The following is a 22,389-nucleotide window of genomic DNA, read 5'->3' on the forward strand; positions in this document are numbered from 1 at the left end:
CCGTCGTGACCCGACGGCGGGCCCCGGGCACCCCCGGGGCCACGACCTGCCGACGACCCGACGACCCAGCCACAGGGAGGCGCGCATGACGCTCCGACGGACGGACCTTCCCTCCTCGGAGCTCATGACGCTCCTCGACGCGTGGCTGCCGGAGCGCCGGTGGTACCCCGTCAAGGGCGTCGCGGTGCGGCACGTGCCGTGGCTGTCGTTCGCGCTCGACGTCCCGGCGACGGCCGGGCAGGACCCGGCGCGGGCCCCGCGCGTCGTCCTCCACCTGCTGCGGCTGCTCGGGGACGGCGTCGACCTCGTCGTGCAGGTGCCGCTCGTCCTCGAGCCGGTCGACGCGGCGCCCGCGGCCCCGGGCGACGTGCACACCCCTGGTGGCGCCGCCCCGTCCGCCGGTCCGGGGCGCGCGCCCGCCGCGCCGCTCGGGACGGTGCACGACGCGGGGGGCGGCGCGACCACCGGGACGGCGTGGCTCGTGCACGACGGCGCCGCGCACCCCGCGTGCTGGGCGGCGCTCCTGGCGGTCGCCCACTGGGAGACGACCCCCGCGGCCGGGGGCGCGGGCACCGACCCGCTCGACCTCGCGGGCGGGCGCGCCCTGAGCGTCGAGCAGTCGAACAGCTCGGTGCTGCTGCCCGGCGTCGCCGGCGGCACGATGCTCAAGGTCCTGCGGGCCATCGCGATCGGCCCCAACCCGGACGTGACGATCCCGCGCGCGCTCGCGGCCCAGGGGTGGGCGGGCGTCCCGCGACCGCTCGCCTGGCTCGAGGTGGGGTGGGACGCGACCGACGACCCGGCCGCTCCCGGGCACGCGCCCGACCCGGCGTCGCCCCGGTCGGCGCACCTCGCGATCCTCAGCGAGTTCGTCGACGGCGCGCGCGACGGCTTCGACCTCGCGTGCGCCTACGCCGGGCAGGGGTCGTCGTTCGCCGACCTCGCCGCCGACCTCGGCCGGGTCCTCGCCGACCTGCACGCCGCGCTCCGACGCGCGTTCGACGTGGGCTCCCCCGTCGACGCGCGCTGGCTCGTCGCCGACCTGCGGCGCCGCTCGGACGACGCTGTCGCGTCCTCGAGCGCGCTCGGCCGGCGCGCGACCGAGATCGCCGCGTTCTGGGACCGCACGGCGGCGCGCCTCGCGTCCGTCACGCGCGTCCCCGACGTCCTCCCGCGGCTCCAGACCGTCCACGGCGACCTGCATCTCGGGCAGGTGCTGCACGCCCGCCGGTTCGGCTGGAAGGTGCTCGACTTCGAGGGCGAGCCGCTGCGGCCGGTCGCGGAGCGCACCCGCCCCGACCTCGCCCTGCGCGACGTCGCCGGGATCGTGCGCTCGTTCGACTACGCGGCCGCCGTCGGGCGCGCTCCCGACGCCGCGTGGGCCGTCCAGGCGCGCGCCGCGTTCCTCGACGCGTACGAGCGCGCGGACACCGCGGGCGTCGACCACGCGACATCGGAGGCGCTCGTCCGCGCGCTCACGCTCGACAAGGCGCTCTACGAGGTCGTCTACGAGTCGCGCAACCGTCCCGACTGGGAGCCCATCCCCCTCGCCGCCGTGGACCGCCTCCTCGCGGGCAACGCCTGACGTGCGCGGTCGCCCGACCGCACGCACCGGACCGTCCGGCGAGCCCGTCCTGTGAGGGTGCGCGGGACGTGGAAAGGTTGCCCCATGACCGGGCCCGCCGCTTCCGCCACCCCGCCCCCCGTCGTCGTGCCGCAGGACGCCCTCGCCGCGGCCGCGGGCGGGCGCACGTTCGACCCGCACGCCGTGCTCGGCCCGCACCTCGCGGACGACGCCGCGGACGCGCGGGCCGTCGTCCGCGTCCTGCGCGCGCTCGCGGACGAGGTCGTCGTCGTCACCGCCGACGGCGAGCACCCGGCGGTGCACGAGCAGGACGGGGTGTGGGCCGCCGTCGTGCCGGTGCACCAGGACGCCGACGGCACCCGGCACGCCCCCGACTACCGCGTCCGCGCCCGCTACGGGCACGAGTCCACGACCGTGGACGACCCCTACCGGTTCCTGCCCACGCTCGGCGACGTCGACCTGCACCTGATCCGCGAGGGCCGGCACGAAGAGCTGTGGCGCGCGCTCGGCGCGAACGTCCGCACCTACCCGAGCGCGCTCGGCGACACGACCGGCACGGCGTTCGCCGTCTGGGCGCCCAACGCGCGCGCTGTCCGCGTCATCGGCGACTTCAACGGCTGGGGCCCCACGCACCCGATGCGCTCCCTCGGTTCCACCGGGGTCTGGGAGCTCTTCGTCCCCGGCGTCGTCGCGGGCGCGCGCTACAAGTACGAGATCCTCGGGCCCGACGGCTCGTGGCGCCAGAAGGCCGACCCCCTCGCCAAGGCGGCCGAGGTACCCCCGGCGACGGCGAGCGTCGTCGTCGAGTCCCGGTACGAGTGGTCCGACGACGCGTGGCTCGCCGAGCGTGCGGCGCACGACCCGCACACGCAGCCGCTCAGCATCTACGAGGTGCACCTCGGCTCGTGGCGCCAGGGCCTGTCCTACCGCGACCTCGCGGAGCAGCTCACGGCGTACGTCGTCGAGCAGGGGTTCACGCACGTCGAGCTCCTGCCCGTCGCCGAGCACCCGTTCGGCGGGTCGTGGGGCTACCAGGTCACGGGCTACTACGCCCCGACGTCCCGGTTCGGCCACCCCGACGACTTCCGCTACCTCGTCGACCGCCTGCACGCCGCCGGGATCGGCGTCGTCGTCGACTGGGTCCCCGCGCACTTCCCGCGCGACGAGTGGGCCCTCGCCCGCTTCGACGGCACGCCCTGCTACGAGCACGCCGACCCGCTGCGCGGCGAGCAGCCCGACTGGGGCACGTACGTCTTCGACTTCGGCCGCAACGAGGTCCGCAACTTCCTCGTCGCCAACGCCACCTACTGGCTCGAGGAGTTCCACGTCGACGCGCTGCGCGTCGACGCCGTCGCGTCCATGCTCTACCTCGACTACTCGCGCGGCCCCGGCCAGTGGCACCCCAACGTGCACGGGGGCCGCGAGAACCTCGAGGCCATCGCGTTCCTCCAGGAGGCCAACGCCACCGCGTACCGGCGCACGCCCGGCGTCATGATGATCGCCGAGGAGTCGACCGCGTGGCCTGGCGTCACCCGGCCCACCTCCGCGGGCGGCCTCGGGTTCGGGCTCAAGTGGAACATGGGCTGGATGAACGACTCCCTGCGCTACGTCGCCGAGGAGCCGATCAACCGCCGGTACCACCACCACGAGATCACGTTCTCCATGGTCTACGCGTACTCCGAGCAGTTCGTGCTCCCCATCAGCCACGACGAGGTCGTGCACGGCAAGGGCTCGCTCTACGGGAAGATGCCCGGCGACGACTGGCAGAAGCGCGCCGGCGTGCGCGCGTTCCTCGCCTACCAGTGGTCGCACCCCGGCAAGCAGCTCCTCTTCATGGGCAGCGAGATCGGCCAGCACTCCGAGTGGAACGAGGGCCGGTCGCTCGACTGGGACGGCCTCGCCGCCGACCCGGGCCGGCAGGGCGTGCAGCGCGTCGTGCGCGACCTCAACGCGCTGTACCGCGCGACCCCCGCCCTGTGGGAGCTCGACCACGACCCCGCGGGGTTCGAGTGGCTCGACGCCGACGACGCCGACCACAACGTCCTCGCCTACGTACGCCGCGGGCGGGACGGCAGCGAGGTCGCCGTCGTCGTGAACTTCGCCGGGACGCCGCACGAGGGCTACCGCGTCGCCCTGCCGTCGGGCGGCGCGTGGCGCGAGGTCCTCAACACCGACGCGGAGGTCTACGGCGGGTCCGGGGTCGGCAACCTCGGCGAGGTCGAGGCGGAGCCCGTCCCGTGGAAGGGGCGCGCGTACTCCGCGGTCCTGCGCGTCCCTCCGCTCGGCGCGCTGTACCTCGTCCCGTCGCCGAGGTAGAGGTCTGGTCCGCCGAGGTAGAGGCCTGGTCCGCCGAGGTAGAGGCCTGGTTCGCCGAGGTCGTGGTCTGGTCGCCCTGGGTGGTGGGTGGGGCGGTGGCGCCGGGTCTACCATCCGCCGCTCGTTCCTCGCGGCTCCCGCCAGGCCCGCCACGACCCGGCGCCACCACCCCGCCCACCGGCTTCGCCTCACCCCCGGCGCTGCCTCCTCAGCGGGACGGCAGCCGGTCACCTCGCGGTGACCTCCATGCACGACGGCAGCAGCCGGTCACCTCGCGGTGACCGCCATGAACGACGGCGGCGGTCACCTCACGGTGACCGGCCTCCGTCGTTCGTGCGCGGGTGCGTCGGTAGAGCGCGGGTGCGTCAGTACAGGCTGATCGCGAGGCGCTGGCGGGCCTTGCCGACGCGGGGGTCGGTGGGGCCCACGACCTCGAAGTAGTCGAGGAGGCGCACGCGGAGCTTCTCCTTGCCGTCCGCGTCGGCCCCGGGCAGCAGGTCGAGGAGCCGGTCGAGGGCGTCGTCCACGTGCCCGCCGAGGAGGTCGAGGTCGGCGATGGCGAGCTGGGCGTCGACGTCCTGCGGTGCGGCGGCGGCCGCGGCGCGGACCGTCGCGAGGTCGGCGTCGCGGGTGCGCTGGAGGAGGCGGACCTGCGCGAGCCCCGCGACGGCGAGCGCGTCGCGCGGGTCCTGCTTGATCGCCTTCTCGTAGGCCGCGACCGCGGCGTCGAGGTCGTCGCGCTCGATCGCGTCGTACGCCTCCTGGTGCAGCGGCGGGAGCTCGGGCTCCGGCTCCGCGGCGGGCTCCGCGGGGCGCTCGGGCTCGCCGTCGGCGCCCTGGGCGGGCGCACGACCGGTCACGCCGTTCGCCTCGGCCGCCTGGAGCACCTGGTCGAGCACGGCGCGCACCTGCTCGACGGGCGCGGCACCCTGGAACAGCGGCACCGGCTGACCCTGCAGGATCGCGACGACCGTCGGCACGCCCTGGACCTGGAACGCGGCCGTGATCTGCGGGTACGCCTGGGCGTCGACGCGGGCCAGGAGGAAGCGGCCGGCGTACTCGTCGGCCAGCGCGCCGAGGTCGGTGCCGAGCTGCACGTTCGCCTGGTCCGTCGGGATCCACAGGAGCACGACGACCGGGTACTGCGCCGAGTCCTGGACGAGCTGCCCGAACGTCTCGTCCGTGACGTCGACGACGTACCCGCCCGCGGCGGGCGCGCCGCCCTCCTCGCCGGGCGGGGGTGACTGCGGCCTGGTCAGCGCGGACAGGTCGACCGCGCCGCGCACGTCGAACGTGGGCTGGGTGGGTTCGCTCATGGACGCAATCCTACGGAGCGTCAGGAGTTCGCGACCGACGTCGCGACGTGCTCGTTGCCCACCACGCGGATCTTCTCCTCCGAGCCCGCGGGCGGCACGTAGAGCGCGACGACGTCGACGTAGCCGACCTTCAGCACGTTCGTCGGGGCCGCGTCCCCGTACAGCGCCTTGATCGACTCCGTGTCCGGCGGCACCTGCGCGCCCTCCTCGGCCGTCATCGACTCCTGCGAGGTCATCGCACCGACCACGAGCGCGCCGCCGTCCGCGGTGCGGACCGCGCGCACGGGCTCGTCCGGGTTGGGCGTGAAGGTCAGCGAGTAGGCGCCCGCGGCGGGCTGGAGCGCCGTCGTCCAGTCCTGCGCGCGCTTCGCGAGCAGGGCGCGGAACGAGTCCTCCTCGAAGGAGCCGGCGAACCCGGAGCCACCACCCAGGTTGAGCACGTCGGCGTACTGCGCGACGGCGTCCGTCGGCGTGACGAGCAGGCTCGAGTCGTCGGGAGCGACGTCCTCGCTGCCGATGCTCGGGTCCGCGAAGCTCGGCATGGTGACGCCCGGCAGGAGGCGGACCCAGGCCCAGAGCTGGTAGTCGCCGCGCGCGGTGTCCTGCTCCAGGACGGACAGGCGGGGCGTCTGCAGGTTCTCGGGCTGCACGCTCACGGCGAACGACGTGCGCGGCCAGGTCTGCGTCGTCGGGATGACAACCTGCTGCGCCTCCGTCGGGAGCTCGGTCACGAGGTCGGCGTTGCCGCGCGCGGCGGCGACGGCGAGCTGGCTCGTGCGGATCGCGAGCGCCGGGCCCGTGACACGGCCCTCGAGCTGGGCCGCGTCGTTGGTCTCGCTCGCCGCCGCGAGCGCGGCGGCGACCGCGTCGAGGACGGCGGTCTCCTGCGCCTCGGTGAGGACGGGCGCGGGCGGGTCCTGCGTAGGGTCGGGCTCGGGCGTCGGGAGGGGTGCGGAGCAGGCGGCGAGCAGGAGCGCGCCGACCAGTCCCCCGGCCACCCCGCCGAGGTGACGACGGGCGCGGCGGGCGCGGGCCGTGTCGCGGGCGGTGCTGGTCATCGGGTGCTGTCCTTCGTCTCGTCCGGGTCGCTCTCGGGTGCGGGCGCCGGGGCGCTCTCGTCGCTGCCGGGCGTGAAGCCCCACGCCCGGCGCCAGGCGTCGGCGCGCGTGCTCGCGCTGTCCTCCGTGGTCGGGTGCGCGCTCGCGTCGACGGTCGGCTGGGCCGCGGTCCGCGGGCGGCGCTCGCCGCGCGCGACGATCGGGATCTGGCCGGTGAGCCACGCGCGGCGCGGCTTCTGGGCGCGAGCCTGCTGCTGCGCGAGGCGGTCGGCCTCCTCGCGCTCGCGCAGCTCACGTCGCGTGAGCATGCGCACCTGGGCCGTGTCGGTCGGCACCTCGCCGTCGGGCGCGTCGCCGGCGTCCGACGACGTCCCCGCCGTCGTGCCGGCCGGCGCGACCGCCGGGGTCGCGGAGGTCGTGGTGCCGCCAGAGGGCCCGCGGCGGCGCGGGCGCAGGCTCGCCGCCCCGATGCCGAGACCGAGGAGGATGAGCACGGCACCGCCGATGACGCCGGGCCACAGGAACGGCGTCTCGACCTGGCGCGGCCACGAGAGCTCGACGGTGGGGGCGACGGCGTCCTCGCCCACGCCGGCGGCGAGGAGCTGCCAGCGGCCGGGCTGGTCGGACCAGCGCAGGCTCGCCGAGCCGGCGCCCGTCGCCTCCTCCAGCCACATGTCGGAGCCGGCGGGGTCGACACCGACGACGGGGGCCTCCGCGGCCGCGTCGCCCTCGGCGGGTGACTCCCCGTCCGCGGGCGCCTCGCCCTCGGCGGGCTCGTCCTCCGCGGCCGGTGCGTCGACGGCGCGCGTCGCGAGCGCGTCCCAGTCGGACAGGCCGGTGACCAGGCCGTGCGGGTCCTCGCCGACCCACCCGGTCACGTCGGCCTCGCGGCCGATCGCGAGGGTGACCTGCTGCTCACCGGGTGCTGTCGCGCGGATCGTCACGTCCTCGGCGACGAGGTCGAGGACCCCGGGCGCGGTGACGAGCACCGTGCCGTCGCCGGTGTACGCCGTGGTCGCCACGACCGTGTCGCTGTCCCGCCAGACGGTGGCGGACGCGACACCGAGGCCGACGGCGACCAGCCCTCCCACGAGCAGGAGGGCGGCGATGATTCGTTGCAGCACCGAGGTTCCCTTCGTCGATCGACGTTCAAGGATAGGTGCGAAACCCCTCGTGGATCGACCGAGACGCCTCGCCTGTGGATCCTCACGAACCGTTCACGTGCCCCTCCCGGGACGGTCTCACCGCTCCCAGGGAACGTCGTGCCCGGCGGCCGAGAGGGCCGCCGTTCCCGCGAGGGAGGACCGCGCGCGCAGCACTGCGACCATCGTCTCACCCCCACCAATCCGGGTATTCAGGACAGCGTGATCCCCGTATCCTGGTCGGAGCACGGCGGGGCCGTGGCACGACCGCCGCGCCCTCCCTCCCCGGGAGGGGACGCCGACCGGCGGCGGAAGCCGCGACGACTCAGCACCGGAGGTCATCGACGTGTCCGACGAGCGCACGCTCTTCCCCATCACGATGCGCGGGTACGACCGCGTCCAGGTCGAGGCCCAGCTCGCGAGGCTGGAGAAGGCCGTGGAGGACGCGCGGGCGCGCGTCGAGGCGGCGGACGCCCGCGCCATGCAGCTCACGAGCGAGCTCAACGACGCCCAGCGCCAGCTCCGCGAGGCGGACCGGCCGTCGTACGCGGGGCTCGGGTCCCGCATCGAGCAGCTCCTGCGCTCGGCGGAGGAGCAGTCGGCGGACATCCTGTCCCAGGCCAACGCCCAGGCGGCCGACATCATGGCCCGCGCGAAGCTCTCGGCGGGCCAGGTCCGGTCCCGCGCCGAGAACGAGGTCGCCGAGCTGCTCAACAGCGCACGCCTGGAGTCGGAGGAGATCCGCTCCACGAGCGCGTCCGAGGCCGAGGGCACGCTGCTCAGCGCCCAGCGCCGCGCGGAGGAGCTGGTCGGCTCCGCAGAGCGCGAGGCCGCGCGCATCCACAGCGCGCTCGCGACGGAGGAGAGCGAGCGCCGCGCGTCGCTCGAGCGCGAGCTCGGCACGCTGCGCGCGACGGCGGAGCGCGAGACCACGGAGCTGCGCGTCACGACCGAGCGCGAGGCCGCGGAGCTCCGCGCGCGCGTCGCGGCGGAGACGGCGGCGCAGCGCGAGGCCGCGGAGCGCGAGTCGGCCGAGCTGCTGGAGAACGCGCGTCGCGAGGCGCAGCGCCAGGTGGACGAGGCGCAGCGCAAGGCGACCGAGGCGGCGAACGCCGTCACGTCCGAGATGGAGACGCTGCGCGACCAGGCCCGCACCGCCCTCGCGGACGCCGAGCTCGAGGTCGTGCGTCGCCGCGAGGAGGCGGAGCGCGAGAACGCCGAGCGCCACGCCGCCGCCAAGGCGGAGACGGAGAAGCTCGTCGCGACGGCCGAGGAGCACGCCGCGGAGGCGGAGAAGCGTGTCGCCCACGCGCTCCAGCAGGCGGAGAAGGTCCGCAGCGAGTCCGACGCGTACGTGAAGGACCTCCTGTCGACGGCGCGCCGGAACGCCGACCAGGTCGTCGCCGAGGCCCGGGCGTTCGCCGACCAGACGGTGAGCGACGCGAAGGCCGAGGCCGAGCAGCAGCGCAACGTCGCCCAGCGCCAGCTCGAGGACCTCACGCGCCAGCACGACTCGATCAACACCTACCTCGACGAGCTCCGTGGTCTCCTCGGCAGCGAGAACGAGGCCACCAAGGCCCCCGCGAAGAAGGCGGTGCCCGCGGGGACGCCCGCCCAGCAGGCGCGCGCCGCGACGCTCATGACGGCCGAGTTCCCGGTCGTCCCGGAGGAGTCCGGGCAGCGGGTCGGGACGGTCGAGGCACCGGCGAAGGGCGGCTCCGCGGCGTCCGCCGACGCCCGGCCCGCCGACACGAAGCCGACCGACACCAAGCAGGCCGGCCCGAAGTCGGGCGGCACGAAGACGGCCGACGCGAAGCCCGACGCCCCCGCCTCGGCCTGACGCCGTGCCGGCCACCGCGGGCGAGTCGGGTCCCTCGGGGTCCGCTGCGGACGACTGGCGTCGGCAGCGGACCGAGGCCGCCGCGCACCAGCAGCGCGAGCTCGACCGGCAGCGCGCCCGCGAGAGCGACGCGGCCCGGGCCCTGCTCGCCGACTTCGTCGCGCGGGCGCGCGACCGGGGTCTCGCTCCCGAGCCGCTCCGCGCCCGCGCGTTCGACGGCACCGCGACGTTCCGCACCCCGCTCCGCGGGTGGTACCTGCGCCGCAACCAGAGCGTCGCCGTCGGCGAGGACGGCGAGTTCTACGTGCTCTCGGTGCCCGGCGGCGTGCGCGCGCGCCTGCGAGGGGTCGCGGTCGAACCGTCCGACCCGCCGCTCGTGCTGGGCAAGGGCGGCCGGGACGGCGAGTCCATCGACCTCGCCGACGCGCTCGCGCTCGTGCTCGACGGGCGCTGACCCGCGGTCAGCGGTTCAGACGGTCGCCCGCGCCAGGAGGTCCGCGAGCGCGTCGGCCACCGCGGCGGGGTCCTCGACCGCGCTCATGTGGCCCGCGCCCGTCACCTGCACGAGCTGCGCGGTCGGCGCCGCGGCGACCATGTGCTCCGCCTCCGCCACCGGCGTGACCTGGTCCTCCTCGCCCACGACCACCGCGACCGGCCCCGCGAAGCCCGCGAGGACGGACGTGCGGTCGGGGCGGGCCGCCATCGCCCGCTGCGACCACGCGACGCCGTCGGGCCGCTGCGCGCGGATCCACTCCTCGAGCCGCGCGGTCAGGTGCGGGCGGGCAGCCTTGCTCGTCTCGCCGAGGAGCACCCCCGGCATGCCGAGGACCGGCTCCACGGTCTGCGTGCTCTCCGCCTCGTCGGCGATGCGCAGGCGGTTCGCGCGCGCGTCGTCGGAGTCCGCGGTGGACTTGGTGTCCACCAGCCCGAGCCCCGCGACCAGCTCCGGCCGGCGCTCTGCGAGCGCGAGGGCCACATAGCCGCCCATCGACATGCCCGCGACGACCGCGCGCGTGATCCCCGCCGCGACGAGCGCGTCCGCGGTCGCGTCGGCCGCCGCCTCGATCGACGGCGGCTCGCCCCCCAGCGGGCTCGCGCCCAGTCCGGGGAAATCGACCGCGACGACGGTGGGCTCGCCCGGCAGGGCCTCCGCGACGTCCGCCCACATCCGGTGGTCGAGCGGGAAGCCGTGCAGCAGCACGAGCGGTGTCCCGTACCCCTCGCGCAGCGTGAAGGTCTCGAGCGGTGCCGTCGTCACGTGGTCCTCCTGGGGTCGGTCGGGTGCGCGCGGCCGCGCGCCGCGGCGGTGGGTCAGTCGACGACGCCGTCGGACCGGCTCGCGTCGTAGCTCGCCTGGTCCGAGTCGGCCGTGTCGCGGTCCGCGGTCGCGCCGGCCTCGCCGTCCCACGTGGTCGGCAGCGGGAGCGGGAAACCGGGACGCACGTGCCCCACGATCTCGTCGAGCACGCGCCGCACGGACGACTCCCCCACCCACAGGTGCTTCGCGCCCTCGACGCCGATCACCTCGGCGTTCCGCACGCGCGCGAAGCGTCGGCGCGCCTCGTCGGGGCGCAGGTAGTCGTCGAGCTCGGGCACGAGGACCACCAGCGGCTTGCCGAACGCGTCCCAGCGGTCGAGGTCGTCGTCCGTCGCGCGGTGCAGCGGGGGCGAGAGCAGGATCGCGCCCTCCACCGCCGGGTCCGCGCCGTGCTTGAGGGCGAGCTCCGTGCCGAACGACCACCCGACGAGCCACCGGTTCGGGAGGTCGTGGAACTCGGCGAACTCGATCGCCGCCGCGACGTCGAAGCGCTCGGCCTCGCCGCCGTCGAACGCGCCCTCGCTCGTCCCGCGCGGGGACGACGTGCCGCGCGTGTTGAACCGCAGCACGGCGAGGTCCGCGAGCGCCGGCAGACGCCACGCCGCCTTCCGGTAGACGTGGGAGTCCATGTACCCGCCGTGCGTCGGCAGGGGGTGCAGCGTGACGAGGGTCGCGACCGGGTCCCGGTCCGCGGGGAGCGCCAGCTCGCCGACGAGCGTGAGGCCGTCCGCGGTGTGCAGCTCGACGTCCTCGCGCCGCGCGGGCAGGACGCTGAGCGACCGGATGGGGGTCGGCTCCGTCGAGGCTCGGGCGGGATCGGGCGCGGTCTCGGGTGCGGTGCTCATCGTCCCGAGCCTAGTGCGTCTACCGCGGCCGACGGCGGTCGCGCGCCTCCCAGCACGACCTGTGCCAGTGGCGACGGTGGTCGAGCGCGGTCTCGGCCCCGAAGAAGGAGTCGTCCTGCCACGCCACGACGTGCCCGGTGCCGGGCGGGATCTCCTGCTGGCAGCCCGGGCAGAGGTAGGTCTTCGCACCGCCGCGCACCGTGCGGACCTGCCACTCGCCGTCGGCTCCCGACTCCCGGCGCGCACCGCCGAGGGCGCGGTCCAGGTCGAGGGGCGCGGGCTCCGCGCCCCAGGGTCGCTTGCGGGACGGTCGACGGGACGGCATGGGCCCATTCTCCCCCGCGGCACCGCCGGGGACCTCCTCGCGGGGCGCTCGCCGGACCACGGAGCGTCGGGCGGCACCGGCCCGCGGAGCGGCAGAGCACCGGGCCCACGACTCCCAGCGGGCGTCCAGCCGCGACCGCTAGAGTGTCCGGGCCGGTGCTGCACCCGGCGTCCGACCGCGAGGTGGCCCGTCCCCGGGCGCCGACGACCGCCGTCGTGCGGGTGCGGCCCAGACCCGACGGCCCCGCCGTCCCCCCGACCGAAGGACCCTCCTCGTGAAGCACCGCACCCTGCGCGGCGTCGCCGCGCTCACCCTGGGCGCCGCCCTCGTCCTCTCCGGCTGTTCGTCGGAGGGCGGCGGTTCCGACGACGAGACGTCGGCGAGCCCGTCCGCCTCCGACGGCGCGACGTCGTCGCCCGAGGACGTCGCGGCGCTCGAGGCCGTGACGGTCACGGGCGACCCCGGCAGCGAGCCGACCGTCGAGTTCGAGGCCCCGCTCGAGGTCTCGGGCCCGGTCGCGCTCTCGCTCGGGGACGGCGACGGCGACGAGATCGCGAAGGGCCAGGAGGTGACGCTGCACCAGGCCGCGTACTCCGGCACGGACGCGTCCAAGCTCGGCTCCACGTGGGAGGACGACTCGGCGCAGCAGATCGTCCTCGACGACCAGGTGTACCCGCAGCTGCTCGAGGCGCTGGTCGGCAAGAAGGTCGGCACGCGCTTCCTGTTCGCCGCACCGGGGCAGGACGGAAGCGCCGTCCTCACCGTCGCCGAGGTCACCGAGGTCCGGGACGCCCCGGTCGCGCCGGACCCCGCCGACGTGCCGGACCGCGCCGAGGGCGAGGCCGTGACCCCGGCCGAGGGGCTGCCCGTCGTCACGCTCGACGACACGGGCAAGCCGTCCGTCGAGATCCCCGAGGGCTACACCGCGCCGACCGAGCTCGTCGTGCAGCCGCTCATCAAGGGCAGCGGCCCCGAGGTCACCGAGGACCAGACGGTCATCGCGCACTACACGGGCTGGAAGCTCGACGGCGAGCAGTTCGACTCGTCGTGGGACCGTGGTGAGCCCTCCACCTTCCCGCTGAGCGGCGTCGTCGCCGGCTGGACCCAGGGCCTCTCCGGCCAGACCGTCGGGAGCCAGGTGCTCCTCGTCATCCCGCCGTCGCTCGGCTACGGCGAGAAGAGCGACACGAACACGAACGAGCTCGCGGGCGAGACGCTCGTCTTCGTCGTGGACATCCTCGCGGCCTACTGAGCCGACGCCGCGTCACGGAGGGCCGCACCCCGCTCGGGGTGCGGCCCTCCGTGCGTCCGGGGGCGTGTCGGGCGGGGCGTGGGCGGGTCGTAGGCTCGACGCATGACGGACGCCTCCACGACCTCGGTCCCACCCGTGCCCGACGACGCCCCCACGCCCCCCGCGGCCGCCCCGCCCGAGCGCGAGGTCCTCACGTGGGAGACCTTCGGCGTCGCCGCGCGCGAGCTCGCCGAGCAGGTCGTCGCGAGCGGGTTCCGCCCCGAGGTCGTCGTCGCGGTCGCCCGCGGCGGTCTGCTGCCCGGCGGCGCGGTCGCGTACGCGCTCGGGACCAAGGGCGTCGGGACGCTCAACGTCGAGTTCTACACCGACATCGGCCAGACCCTGACCGACCCGCGCGTGCTGCCGCCCCTCATGGACACGTCCGACCTGCCGGGCGCGCACGTGCTCGTGGTCGACGACGTCGCCGACTCGGGCCGGACGCTCGCCCTGGTCATGGACATGCTGAGCACCCACGGGGCCGAGGCCCGCTCCGCGGTGCTCTACACGAAGCCGCGCACGATCATCCAGCCGGACTACTCGTGGAAGGACACCGACCTCTGGATCACGTTCCCGTGGTCGGCCGACCCGCCCGTCGAGGGCGCACAGTCCCGGCCGAACGACTGACCCGGCCCGGCGCAGGGCCGTCACCCAGCGGGCGGCGGCCGGGGACGAGATCAGGGGACTTGCTCAAGGCAAGCCGAGGCTCGAACCTAGAAGAGGGCGCCGTCATCAGTCGGCAAGTCACGCGCGGCACTCCGAACTCTTCCCACAAAGGTCCTGATGTCGGTGCCGCGGGCGAACAACGGGACTACAGCTCGAACCAGACGGTCGAGAGGGTGCAGAGAACTTGTCGGAGCAGTCGCGATCTGATGAAGCATGTCGACGTTGATCGATCCAGATCCCGGAACCCGAAGACCGACGGAGCGGACGCGGTCAGAGCCGAACGCGGACACCGCATCGGTGAGCCGTTCATCGCTCAACAGATCTCCCGATTCGCCCACCTCAAACTTTGCCGAAGCTTTGTCACGACGCACGAGATCCACCTGCTCGGCAACCGCATCTGCCCTTTCTAGCCTCTCGCGCAGATCCGACAGCGCAACCGGTTCACCCTGCTCTCTAGTGATCAGCTCGTCGCGCCTCAGGGCCGCGAAAACGAAAACATGACCGTCCACGCTCAATGTAAGCTGCCCGTCGGCAAGACCCCACTGCGGCACCTCAAGGTCGAGTCCGCCTGAGACGAGCACTCCGAGCGCCTTCGCCGTAAGGCGATCCAAGTTGCTGCCGACCAAGAGCTGGAAGGATGGGCGCGTGGTGTCGACCGAAAGTGACGCGAGTTGAGAGGTGGTTAACTGACGCCCTACGCTCCGCCAGAATTCTCCATCCGCGCGATCAATTGTGTCCACGAGATACTGGAGGTCTTCGGCCGTCAGTGGCCCGAGTGAGCGGGCGGACGGAAACTGGATTCCGTCGCCACCATTACCTTCCCAAATCGCTCGCAAGACACGAGAAAATCGACCCGCCTGTTCGATGTTGAGATTCGCGTCAAGAGTTGCGAGGCCCTCACGGGTTTCTTCGCGATCGAGGGCCGAGGCATGGTAGAAGGTGGAGCCCGCCCGGTTTATGAGCGCGTTGACATCATCCGATCCAGCAACGCCCCGGCCGCCTTTTAGCAATGCCGACGACACCAATTTTGCCGGGGCGGAGAAATCAGGGCCTGTCGCGAGTGCGTCGAGCGTACCCAGCCCGCTGGCATTCGTAATCCAGGTGTCCGCCTCACGCGACGACCGACGCGCCTGTGCTACGTCGGCTAGCAAGCCGCCGATGCCCGCATCGTCGACGGCTACCATCATTGCCTGGCGGCGTTCGAGGTCGCGAAGGTCCTCCCTCCACCAGGTCAGCAAGGGCGCGCTACGCAGATAGACGAATCGCGCGCGCTTTTCGCGCGGCCACTCTAGAACGATATCGGGAATCCATGTGTGATTGAAATGCTCAGTAAAGCGCGGCTCCGCGGTGCGGTCGATTCTGGCGATCGATTCAGCGACGGCACGTTTTATTGCGGCAGCTCGCTCGTCAGAACGTGACACCTGGGCCGCACGTTGGATTGCGTCGTCAAGAAGCGTTCTCATCGGCGGCCCTCCTCGAGAGCGATCATCCCGATGATCTCCTTGTAGTGCGCATCTAGGAGGTTAAGGTCGTCTTGACGATCTGAGAGTGTGAGTAGCCAAATGCGGCTCGCTACAATTTGTGCGGCCTCGTGATCAATCGCCTCAGAAACGTCCTCACCAGGCTGGACTCCGAGCCCTCGGACGATGTTTGATGGGTGACACAGCGACGCGATGACTCGTTCATAGGTGCAGTGCTTGTCCCACGTCTGCGCTTGGAACGGGGCCCAGGAGATCCAGAGAAAATGATCACAGCGACTGGGCGCTTCCTTGTACGCAACGTAGGACTTCACCATAAAGTCGCGAAAATGGGCAGGTAGGTCTGATTCATTCTTATATTTCTTGACTTCGCCAAGGAAAGTCTGGTTGTCGATGCCTCCACCAATGAAGTTGCCACCGATATCGTAGGAGAAGGTTCGGCCGCCATGCGGCCATCGAAACGCCAGCAGATCCCTGAACGGCTTATCCTGGCTTGTGTAGGTCGTGGCGCGAGTCGTTCGGTCCAACCAGCGCTTCGCAGCACGCAGACCGACAAGCCCAGAGTCTTGGGAGTCTTCGCCCACGCGGTGAGCCTCCACCGGTTGCGGTTCAGGTAACAGCGACTCGGGGCTGTCCATCAATCTCCCTGCAGATCGAGCATCCGAACCAGGTGAATCTACGCAGATGGACCGGCCAGATTCCAGTGACTCATCGGGTGAAGTTTGTTCGCGGGTTACGTCCGTCGCGCTGCCGACGGCGGACTACTCATCCCTACCGGCCACGACGCTACCTCGAGCTTAGCGATCCGAGGTTTAGGTCGCCTGCAGTCCGCGCGTGCCTGGATCTCAGGGCAACCGCCGCCACGGCACGGGAGGCGAGCGCACGGGTCGATCTCGGAAGGTAGGGGCAGAGGCTGCACGCCGAGAGGCCCGAAACCGCAGGGCTTGCGGTTCCAGGCCTCTCGTCAACTCGCTGGGGCTGCCGCCGCCTGCGGGAACCTCAGAAGTCCCAGTCGTCGTCCTCGGTGTTCACGGCCTTGCCGATGACGTACGACGAGCCGGACCCGGAGAAGAAGTCGTGGTTCTCGTCGGCGTTCGGCGAGAGCGCCGAGAGGATCGCCGGGTTGACGTCGGTCTCGTCCTTGGGGAAGAGCGCCTCGTAGCCGAGGTTCATGAGCGCCTTGTTGGCGTTGTACCGCAGGAACTTCTTGACGTCCTCGGTGAGCCCGACGCCGTCGTAGAGGTCCTCCGTGTACTGCACCTCGTTCTCGTACAGCTCGAAGAGCAGCTCGAACGTGTACGCCTTGAGCTCGTCGCGCTCCTCCGGGGAGAGCTTCTCGAGGCCCTTCTGGAACTTGTAGCCGATGTAGTACCCGTGCACGGCCTCGTCGCGGATGATGAGGCGGATGAGGTCGGCCGTGTTCGTCAGCTTGGCGCGCGACGACCAGTACATCGGCAGGTAGAAGCCGGAGTAGAAGAGGAACGACTCGAGCAGCGTGCTCGCGACCTTGCGCTTGAGCGGCGAGTCGCCCTTGTAGTACTCCATGACGATCTCGGCCTTGCGCTGGAGGTTCGGGTTCTCCTCCGACCAGCGGAACGCGTCGTCGATCTCACGCGTGGAGCACAGCGTCGAGAAGATCGACGAGTAGCTCTTGGCGTGCACCGACTCCATGAACGCGATGTTGGTGTACACCGCCTCCTCGTGCGGCGTGATCGCGTCGGGGATGAGCGACACCGCGCCGACCGTGCCCTGGATCGTGTCCAGCAGCGTCAGGCCGGTGAACACGCGCATCGTGAGCTCCTGCTCCTGCGCGGTGAGCGTGTTCCACGACTGGATGTCGTTCGACACCGGCACCTTCTCGGGCAGCCAGAAGTTCCCGACGAGGCGGTCCCACACCTCGAGGTCCTTCTCGTCCTCGAGACGGTTCCAGTTGATCGCGCTCACGCGATCGATGAGCTTGAGCTTCCCCGTGGGCGACATCTGCCTTCTTCTCTCCTGCTGACCCCGGACCGACCGGGACGACTTCGTGGGACCGAACCCCGCGCCGTCGGCCACGCCTCTCCGAGAGGGTGGCCGACGGCACCGGGCATCGAGGCAACCGGTGGCTGCCTCAGGCGACTACAGCATGCAGCTGACGCAACCCTCGACCTCCGTGCCCTCCAGGGCCATCTGACGGAGGCGGATGTAGTAGAGCGTCTTGATGCCCTTGCGCCACGCGTAGATCTGCGCGCGGTTGACGTCGCGCGTCGTGACCGTGTCCTTGAAGAACAGCGTGAGGCTCAGACCCTGGTCGACGTGCTGCGTCGCGGCGGCGTACGTGTCGATGATCTTCTCGTAGCCGATCTCGTACGCGTCCTCGTAGTACTCGAGGTTGTCGTTCGTCAGGTAGGGCGCCGGGTAGTAGACGCGCCCGATCTTGCCCTCCTTGCGGATCTCGATCTTCGACGGCACCGGGTGGATCGAGGACGTCGAGTTGTTGATGTAGGAGATCGAGCCCGTCGGCGGGACGGCCTGGAGGTTCTGGTTGTAGATCCCGTGCTCCATGACCGAGGCCTTGAGCGCCGCCCAGTCGTCCTGGGTCGGGATGTGCACGCCGGCGTCGGCGAAGAGCCGGCGCACGCGCTCGGTCGCGGGCTCCCACACGCGGTCGGTGTACTTGTCGAAGTACTCCCCCGTCGCGTACTTCGAGTCCTCAAAGCCGCCGAACGCCCGCCCGCGCTCGATCGCGAGGCGGTTCGACGCCGCGATCGCGTGGTAGGCGACCGTGTAGAAGTAGATGTTCGTGAAGTCGATGCCCTCCTCGGACCCGTAGTGGATCCGCTCGCGCGCGAGGTAGCCGTGGAGGTTCATCTGGCCGAGGCCGATCGCGTGGCCGGACTCGTTGGCCCGCTTGACCGACGGCACCGACTCGATGCTCGTCTGGTCGGAGACCGCGGTGAGCGCGCGGATCGCGGTGTCGATCGTCTTCGCGAAGTCGGGCGAGTCCATCGTCTTGGCGATGTTCAGCGAGCCGAGGTTGCAGGAGATGTCGCGGCCGACGTGGTCGTACGAGAGGTCCTCGTTGAACGTCGACGGCGTCGAGACCTGGAGGATCTCCGAGCACAGGTTCGAGTGGGTGATGCGGCCCTTGATCGGGTTCGCCTTGTTCACCGTGTCCTCGAACATGATGTACGGGTAGCCGGACTCGAACTGGAGCTCGGCGATCGTCTGGAAGAAGTCGCGCGCCTTGATCTTCGTCTTGCGGATGCGCGAGTCGTCGACCATCTCGTCGTACTTCTCGGTGATCGAGATGTCGGCGAACGGCTTGCCGTAGACACGCTCGACGTCGTACGGCGAGAAGAGGTACATGTCCTCGTTCTTCTTCGCGAGCTCGAACGTGATGTCCGGGATCACGACGCCGAGCGACAGCGTCTTGATGCGGATCTTCTCGTCCGCGTTCTCGCGCTTGGTGTCGAGGAACCGCATGATGTCGGGGTGGTGCGCGTGCAGGTACACGGCACCGGCGCCCTGGCGCGCGCCGAGCTGGTTCGCGTAGGAGAACGAGTCCTCGAGCAGCTTCATCACGGGGATGACGCCGGACGACTGGTTCTCGATGTGCTTGATGGGCGCGCCGTGCTCGCGGATGTTCGACAGGAGCAGCGCGACGCCGCCGCCGCGCTTGGAGAGCTGCAGCGCCGAGTTGATGCCGCGCGCGATGGACTCCATGTTGTCCTCGATGCGCAGCAGGAAGCAGGACACGGGCTCGCCGCGCTGCGCCTTGCCGACGTTGAGGAACGTGGGGGTCGCGGGCTGGAAGCGGCCCGAGATGACCTCCTCGACGATGTCCAGCGCGGCCCGCTCGTTGCCGTCGGCGAGGCCGAGCGCGACCATGCAGACGCGGTCCTCGAAGCGCTCGAGGTAGCGCTTCCCGTCGAACGTCTTGAGCGTGTACGACGTGTAGTACTTGAAGGCGCCGAGGAACGTCTCGAAGCGGAACTTCTTCGCGTAGGCGAACTCGAACAGCGACTTCACGAACTCGCGGTCGTACTTCGCGAGGACGGCCGGGTCGTAGTACTTGTTCTCGACGAGGTAGTCCAGCTTCTCCGCGAGGTCGTGGAAGAAGACGGTGTTCTGGTTGACGTGCTGCAGGAAGTACTGCCGCGCGGCCTCACGGTCCTTGTCGAACTGGATCTCGCCGTTCGGGCCGTAGAGGTTGAGCATCGCGTTGAGCGCGTGGAAGTCGAGCTGGGTGCTCGCGAGCGGCACCTCGGTGACGGTGCCACCACCTGCCACGCTCACGCCGGAATCCGTGACTGTCGTTGCCAAAATCGTCCCAATCCGTCGCGGACGCGCGCGGCGTCCTCGGCTGTTCCCAGGAGTTCGAAGGCGTACAGGTAGGGCACCTGGCACTTCGCGGAGATGATGTCGCCGGCGATGCAGTAGGCCTCGCCGAAGTTGGTGTTGCCGGCGGCGATGACGCCGCGGATCAACGACCGGTTGTGCACGTCGTTGAGGAACTTCACGACCTGGCGCGGGACGGCACCGCCCTCGTTGCCGCCCCCGTAGGTCGGGACCATGAGCACGTACGGTTCCTCGACGCGCAGGAAGCCCTCGGTCGGACGCAGCGGGATGCGCTGGACGTCCATGCCGAGGGCCGGCAGGTCGAGCCGCTGGACGAACCGGTGCGTGTTCTCGCTGACGCTGGAGAAGTACACGAGCGACCCCACGGGGACGCACCTCCGTCCTGCCCTGCTCCGCCTGCTTCCGTACGGGTTTCCGGGCGCCTCGCGGCGCCACGGGGAGGCCGGTCAGGCGACGACCGGCGAGACCTTCTGCGCGAGGGCGGTGATCTGGTCGGGGCGGAACCCGGACCAGTGCTCGTCCCCGGCGACGACCACGGGAGCCTGCAGGTAGCCGAGCCCGCGCACGAGCTCGAGCGCCTCGGCGTCCTGGGTGATGTCCACGACGGAGTACTCGATGCCCTTCTTGTCGAGAGCGCGGTACGTCGCGTCGCACTGGACGCAGGCCGGCTTGCTGTAGACCGTGACGCTCATGGGGGTGGCTCCTCGTCTCGCGCTCTCGTCCGGGACGGTCCTCGGGGAGGGAGAAACATCTCTGACCTCGAAGGACACCGGTGGAACTACGTCTGTGTGATTCGCCAGGAGGCCTCCGGCCCCCTGGGTGTGCAACCACTATACCTAGTGGTCGAGACCGTGCCACTGCACTAGATGTCGTGGTGGAACTTCACCCCGGCGGGTGTGCTAGGCGCCATGGATCCATGGTCCCAGCCCCCTCTGACACTCCCCCGCAGCGCTCGTCCACAGCCCGTCGTCCACCGATCCGACCGGCCCGGAACGGCGTCTTCCCGCGGACGGCGAGACGCCGTCCACAGGGTGGGGACGACGTCGGTCCACACCCTGTGCGGAGCCGTCGAGGCCCGTCCACCGGCCTGCACCCGCGCTCCTGAGGATGCGCCACCGCCCGCGCGAATCAGCCCAATCCGGACACGACGATCGGTGAACTCGTCGGCGTGTCGTGCTTCTTCGGCGTGTCGCACCACGCGCCGCACCCGTGCGACAAAGGTCACCCCTCGGTGACGGACCGCCTGCCGCCCGCGCGGACCGGAGCCGTGCTCAGGGACGAGCGCACGAAGGCCCGCCCGGAACGACCGGGCGGGCCTGTCGGGGCGAGACGGCTCAGGCGGTCTCGTCGACCGTGGGGAGCGCGTTCGACGTCGCGAGCCGGCGGTACCAGTGCGCGGAGTCCTTCCACGTGCGCTCGAGCGTGTCGTAGTCGACGCGGATGATCCCGAAGCGGCGCTCGTACCCGTAGCCCCACTCGAAGTTGTCGAGCAGGGACCACGCGAAGTACCCGCGCACGTCGGCGCCCGCGTCGATCGCGGCACCTACGGCGTCGACGTGGTCGTGCAGGTAGGCGACGCGGCGGTCGTCGTGCACGCGGGGGTCCCGTCGGCGTCGACCGTGACCTCGTCGGCGAACGCGGCGCCGTTCTCGGTGACCATCATCGGCTGGTGCGGGTACGTCGTCGCCACGGACACGAGCAGCTCGGTCATGCCGGCGGGCTCGATGTTCCAGCCCATCGCGGTGTACGGGCCGGGCTGCTGGACGAACTCCACGTCGTCGACGCCGATCCACGGGCTGTGGCTCGACGCGCCGTGGCCGTCGTTCTCGGACCGCTCGCCCTCGCCGGAGAAGTGGCGCACGCGCACGGTCGAGTAGTAGTTGACGCCGAGGATCGACAGCGGCTGGCGCACCGCCTCGAGGTCGCCCTCCCGCACGAACGACCAGTCGCTCACGTGCGCGGTGTCGGCGAGCAGGTCGGCGGGGTACTCGCCGTCGAGCATGGGCGCGAGGAACGCGCGGTTGGCGAGCGCGTCGATCTTGCGCACCGCGTCGAGGTCCGCCGCCGACGACGGGTCGTCGGGCCGGATGACGTGCAGGTTGAGCGTGACGGACGTCTTCGCGTCCTCGCCGAGCTCGTCGCGGATCGCCTGGACGGCGAGGCCGTGCGCGAGGTTGAGGTGGTGCACGGCCGCGAGCGCCGCGGCGGGCTCGGTGCGGCCGGGCGCGTGCACGCCGGAACCGTAGCCGAGGTAGGCGGAGCACCACGGCTCGTTGAGGGTCGTCCAGGTGTCGATCCGGTCCCCGAGCTCGCGCGCCATGTGGCGGGCGTACTCGGCGAAGGCGTACGCGGTGTCGCGGTTCGCCCAGCCCCCGGCGTCCTCCAGCTCCTGCGGGAGGTCCCAGTGGTAGAGCGTGACGACGGGCTTGACGCCCTTCTCGAGGAGCGCGTCGACGAGGCGCGAGTAGAACGCGACGCCCTCCGGGTTGAGCGGGCCGGTACCGCCCGGCTGGACGCGCGACCACGAGATGGAGAACCGGTACGCGCCGAGGCCGAGGTCGGCGATGTGCTGCACGTCCTCCTGCCACCGGTGGTAGTGGTCGTCCGCGACGTCGCCCGTGTCGCCGTTGAGCGTGCGGCCCGGGGTGTGGGAGTACGTGTCCCAGATGGACGGCGTGCGGCCGCCCTCGGCGGCGGCGCCCTCGATCTGGTAGGCGGCGGTCGCGGAGCCCCAGAGGAAGTCGGTCGGGAACGTGCGGCGGCCCGACGACGCGGGCGCGGCCTGCGCGTCGACGGCGACGGGGGCGGTGGTGTCGGTGGTCACGAGGGTCCTCGCTGGTCGGTCGTCGGACGACGTGGTCCGCGACGGTG

18 protein-coding genes and 1 pseudogene are annotated in these 22,389 nt (G+C 71.8%); 6 read left to right on the plus strand and 13 right to left on the minus strand.

The genetic code is table 11. From position 1 onward, the window contains the following. Positions 1-85 precede the first annotated feature (85 nt). Positions 86-1,585, plus strand: coding sequence for a maltokinase N-terminal cap-like domain-containing protein (locus BJP59_RS11735; protein WP_194521006.1), 1,500 nt, complete (start codon positions 86-88; stop codon positions 1,583-1,585). Between the two features lie 84 nt (positions 1,586-1,669). After that, on the plus strand, positions 1,670-3,901 hold the full coding sequence (gene glgB / locus BJP59_RS11740) for a 1,4-alpha-glucan branching protein GlgB (RefSeq protein WP_194521007.1): 2,232 nt from the start codon (positions 1,670-1,672) through the stop codon (positions 3,899-3,901). A gap of 365 nt (positions 3,902-4,266) precedes the next feature. On the opposite strand, the gene BJP59_RS11745 is transcribed toward glgB, so the two are convergent. The 3 genes from BJP59_RS11745 to BJP59_RS11755 are packed head-to-tail and all read right to left on the minus strand — an operon-like array spanning position 4,267 to position 7,399. Continuing rightward, entirely contained in the window at positions 4,267-5,217 is a 951-nt protein-coding gene (locus BJP59_RS11745; protein ID WP_194521008.1) for a tetratricopeptide repeat protein, read from the minus strand. 20 nt (positions 5,218-5,237) lie between these two features. Further along, the gene (locus tag BJP59_RS11750; RefSeq protein WP_194521009.1) at positions 5,238-6,275 is read right to left on the minus strand and encodes a hypothetical protein; all 1,038 of its coding nucleotides are present in this window, start codon (positions 6,273-6,275) and stop codon (positions 5,238-5,240) included. Beyond that, a complete protein-coding gene (locus BJP59_RS11755; RefSeq protein WP_194521010.1) occupies positions 6,272-7,399 on the minus strand; it encodes a hypothetical protein in 1,128 nt (375 codons plus the stop codon). The genes BJP59_RS11750 and BJP59_RS11755 overlap by 4 nt, the downstream gene beginning before the upstream one ends. Positions 7,400-7,763: 364 nt before the next feature. Here BJP59_RS11755 and BJP59_RS11760 point away from each other — a divergent pair, with 364 nt between their 5' ends. Then, positions 7,764-9,257, plus strand: a complete 1,494-nt coding sequence (locus BJP59_RS11760) for a hypothetical protein (RefSeq protein WP_228485020.1) — start codon at positions 7,764-7,766, stop codon at positions 9,255-9,257. 4 nt (positions 9,258-9,261) lie between these two features. Further along, positions 9,262-9,711 (plus strand): hypothetical protein, encoded by a 450-nt coding sequence (locus BJP59_RS11765; RefSeq protein ID WP_194521011.1) that lies wholly within the window; start codon positions 9,262-9,264, stop codon positions 9,709-9,711. A gap of 15 nt (positions 9,712-9,726) precedes the next feature. On the opposite strand, the gene BJP59_RS11770 is transcribed toward BJP59_RS11765, so the two are convergent. Genes BJP59_RS11770 through BJP59_RS11780 form a run of 3 tightly spaced genes read right to left on the minus strand, consistent with a single transcriptional unit; the run spans position 9,727 to position 11,745 of the window. Next, on the minus strand, positions 9,727-10,515 hold the full coding sequence (locus tag BJP59_RS11770) for an alpha/beta fold hydrolase (protein WP_194521012.1): 789 nt from the start codon (positions 10,513-10,515) through the stop codon (positions 9,727-9,729). Positions 10,516-10,568: 53 nt separating this feature from the next. Then, entirely contained in the window at positions 10,569-11,420 is an 852-nt protein-coding gene (locus BJP59_RS11775) for an alpha/beta hydrolase (protein ID WP_228485021.1), read from the minus strand. 19 nt (positions 11,421-11,439) lie between these two features. Next, positions 11,440-11,745: a hypothetical protein gene (locus BJP59_RS11780; protein ID WP_034653528.1), complete on the minus strand. Its 306-nt coding sequence runs from the start codon at positions 11,743-11,745 to the stop codon at positions 11,440-11,442. Between the two features lie 274 nt (positions 11,746-12,019). Between BJP59_RS11780 and BJP59_RS11785 the strand changes: the two genes are divergently transcribed. Beyond that, a complete protein-coding gene (locus BJP59_RS11785; RefSeq protein WP_034653526.1) occupies positions 12,020-12,997 on the plus strand; it encodes an FKBP-type peptidyl-prolyl cis-trans isomerase in 978 nt (325 codons plus the stop codon). A gap of 102 nt (positions 12,998-13,099) precedes the next feature. Continuing rightward, the gene (locus BJP59_RS11790; RefSeq protein ID WP_082774712.1) at positions 13,100-13,660 is read left to right on the plus strand and encodes a phosphoribosyltransferase; all 561 of its coding nucleotides are present in this window, start codon (positions 13,100-13,102) and stop codon (positions 13,658-13,660) included. 86 nt (positions 13,661-13,746) lie between these two features. On the opposite strand, the gene BJP59_RS11795 is transcribed toward BJP59_RS11790, so the two are convergent. The 7 genes and pseudogenes from BJP59_RS11795 to BJP59_RS11825 all read right to left on the minus strand — a co-directional run bounded on the left by BJP59_RS11795 (position 13,747) and on the right by BJP59_RS11825 (position 22,225). Next, positions 13,747-15,162: a hypothetical protein gene (locus BJP59_RS11795; RefSeq protein WP_194521013.1), complete on the minus strand. Its 1,416-nt coding sequence runs from the start codon at positions 15,160-15,162 to the stop codon at positions 13,747-13,749. Beyond that, positions 15,159-15,815 (minus strand): hypothetical protein, encoded by a 657-nt coding sequence (locus BJP59_RS11800; RefSeq protein WP_194521014.1) that lies wholly within the window; start codon positions 15,813-15,815, stop codon positions 15,159-15,161. Before BJP59_RS11800 ends, BJP59_RS11795 begins: the two co-directional genes overlap by 4 nt. 361 nt (positions 15,816-16,176) lie before the next feature. Beyond that, positions 16,177-17,157 carry a class 1b ribonucleoside-diphosphate reductase subunit beta gene (gene nrdF, locus BJP59_RS11805; RefSeq protein ID WP_021480852.1) on the minus strand — a complete coding sequence of 327 codons (981 nt, stop codon included), beginning with the start codon at positions 17,155-17,157 and terminating at the stop codon, positions 16,177-16,179. A 138-nt stretch (positions 17,158-17,295) separates the two neighbouring features. Continuing rightward, the gene (nrdE, locus tag BJP59_RS11810; protein ID WP_442861509.1) at positions 17,296-19,455 is read right to left on the minus strand and encodes a class 1b ribonucleoside-diphosphate reductase subunit alpha; all 2,160 of its coding nucleotides are present in this window, start codon (positions 19,453-19,455) and stop codon (positions 17,296-17,298) included. After that, positions 19,452-19,883, minus strand: coding sequence for a class Ib ribonucleoside-diphosphate reductase assembly flavoprotein NrdI (gene nrdI / locus BJP59_RS11815; protein ID WP_021480850.1), 432 nt, complete (start codon positions 19,881-19,883; stop codon positions 19,452-19,454). Before nrdI ends, nrdE begins: the two co-directional genes overlap by 4 nt. Positions 19,884-19,964: 81 nt before the next feature. Continuing rightward, positions 19,965-20,210: a glutaredoxin-like protein NrdH gene (nrdH, locus tag BJP59_RS11820; protein WP_021480849.1), complete on the minus strand. Its 246-nt coding sequence runs from the start codon at positions 20,208-20,210 to the stop codon at positions 19,965-19,967. 642 nt (positions 20,211-20,852) lie between these two features. Beyond that, positions 20,853-22,225: pseudogene (locus BJP59_RS11825) on the minus strand (GH1 family beta-glucosidase). Positions 22,226-22,389: the final 164 nt, after the last annotated feature.

Source organism: Cellulosimicrobium sp. JZ28 (assembly GCF_015327065.1).
Lineage (GTDB): Bacteria > Actinomycetota > Actinomycetes > Actinomycetales > Cellulomonadaceae > Cellulosimicrobium > Cellulosimicrobium funkei.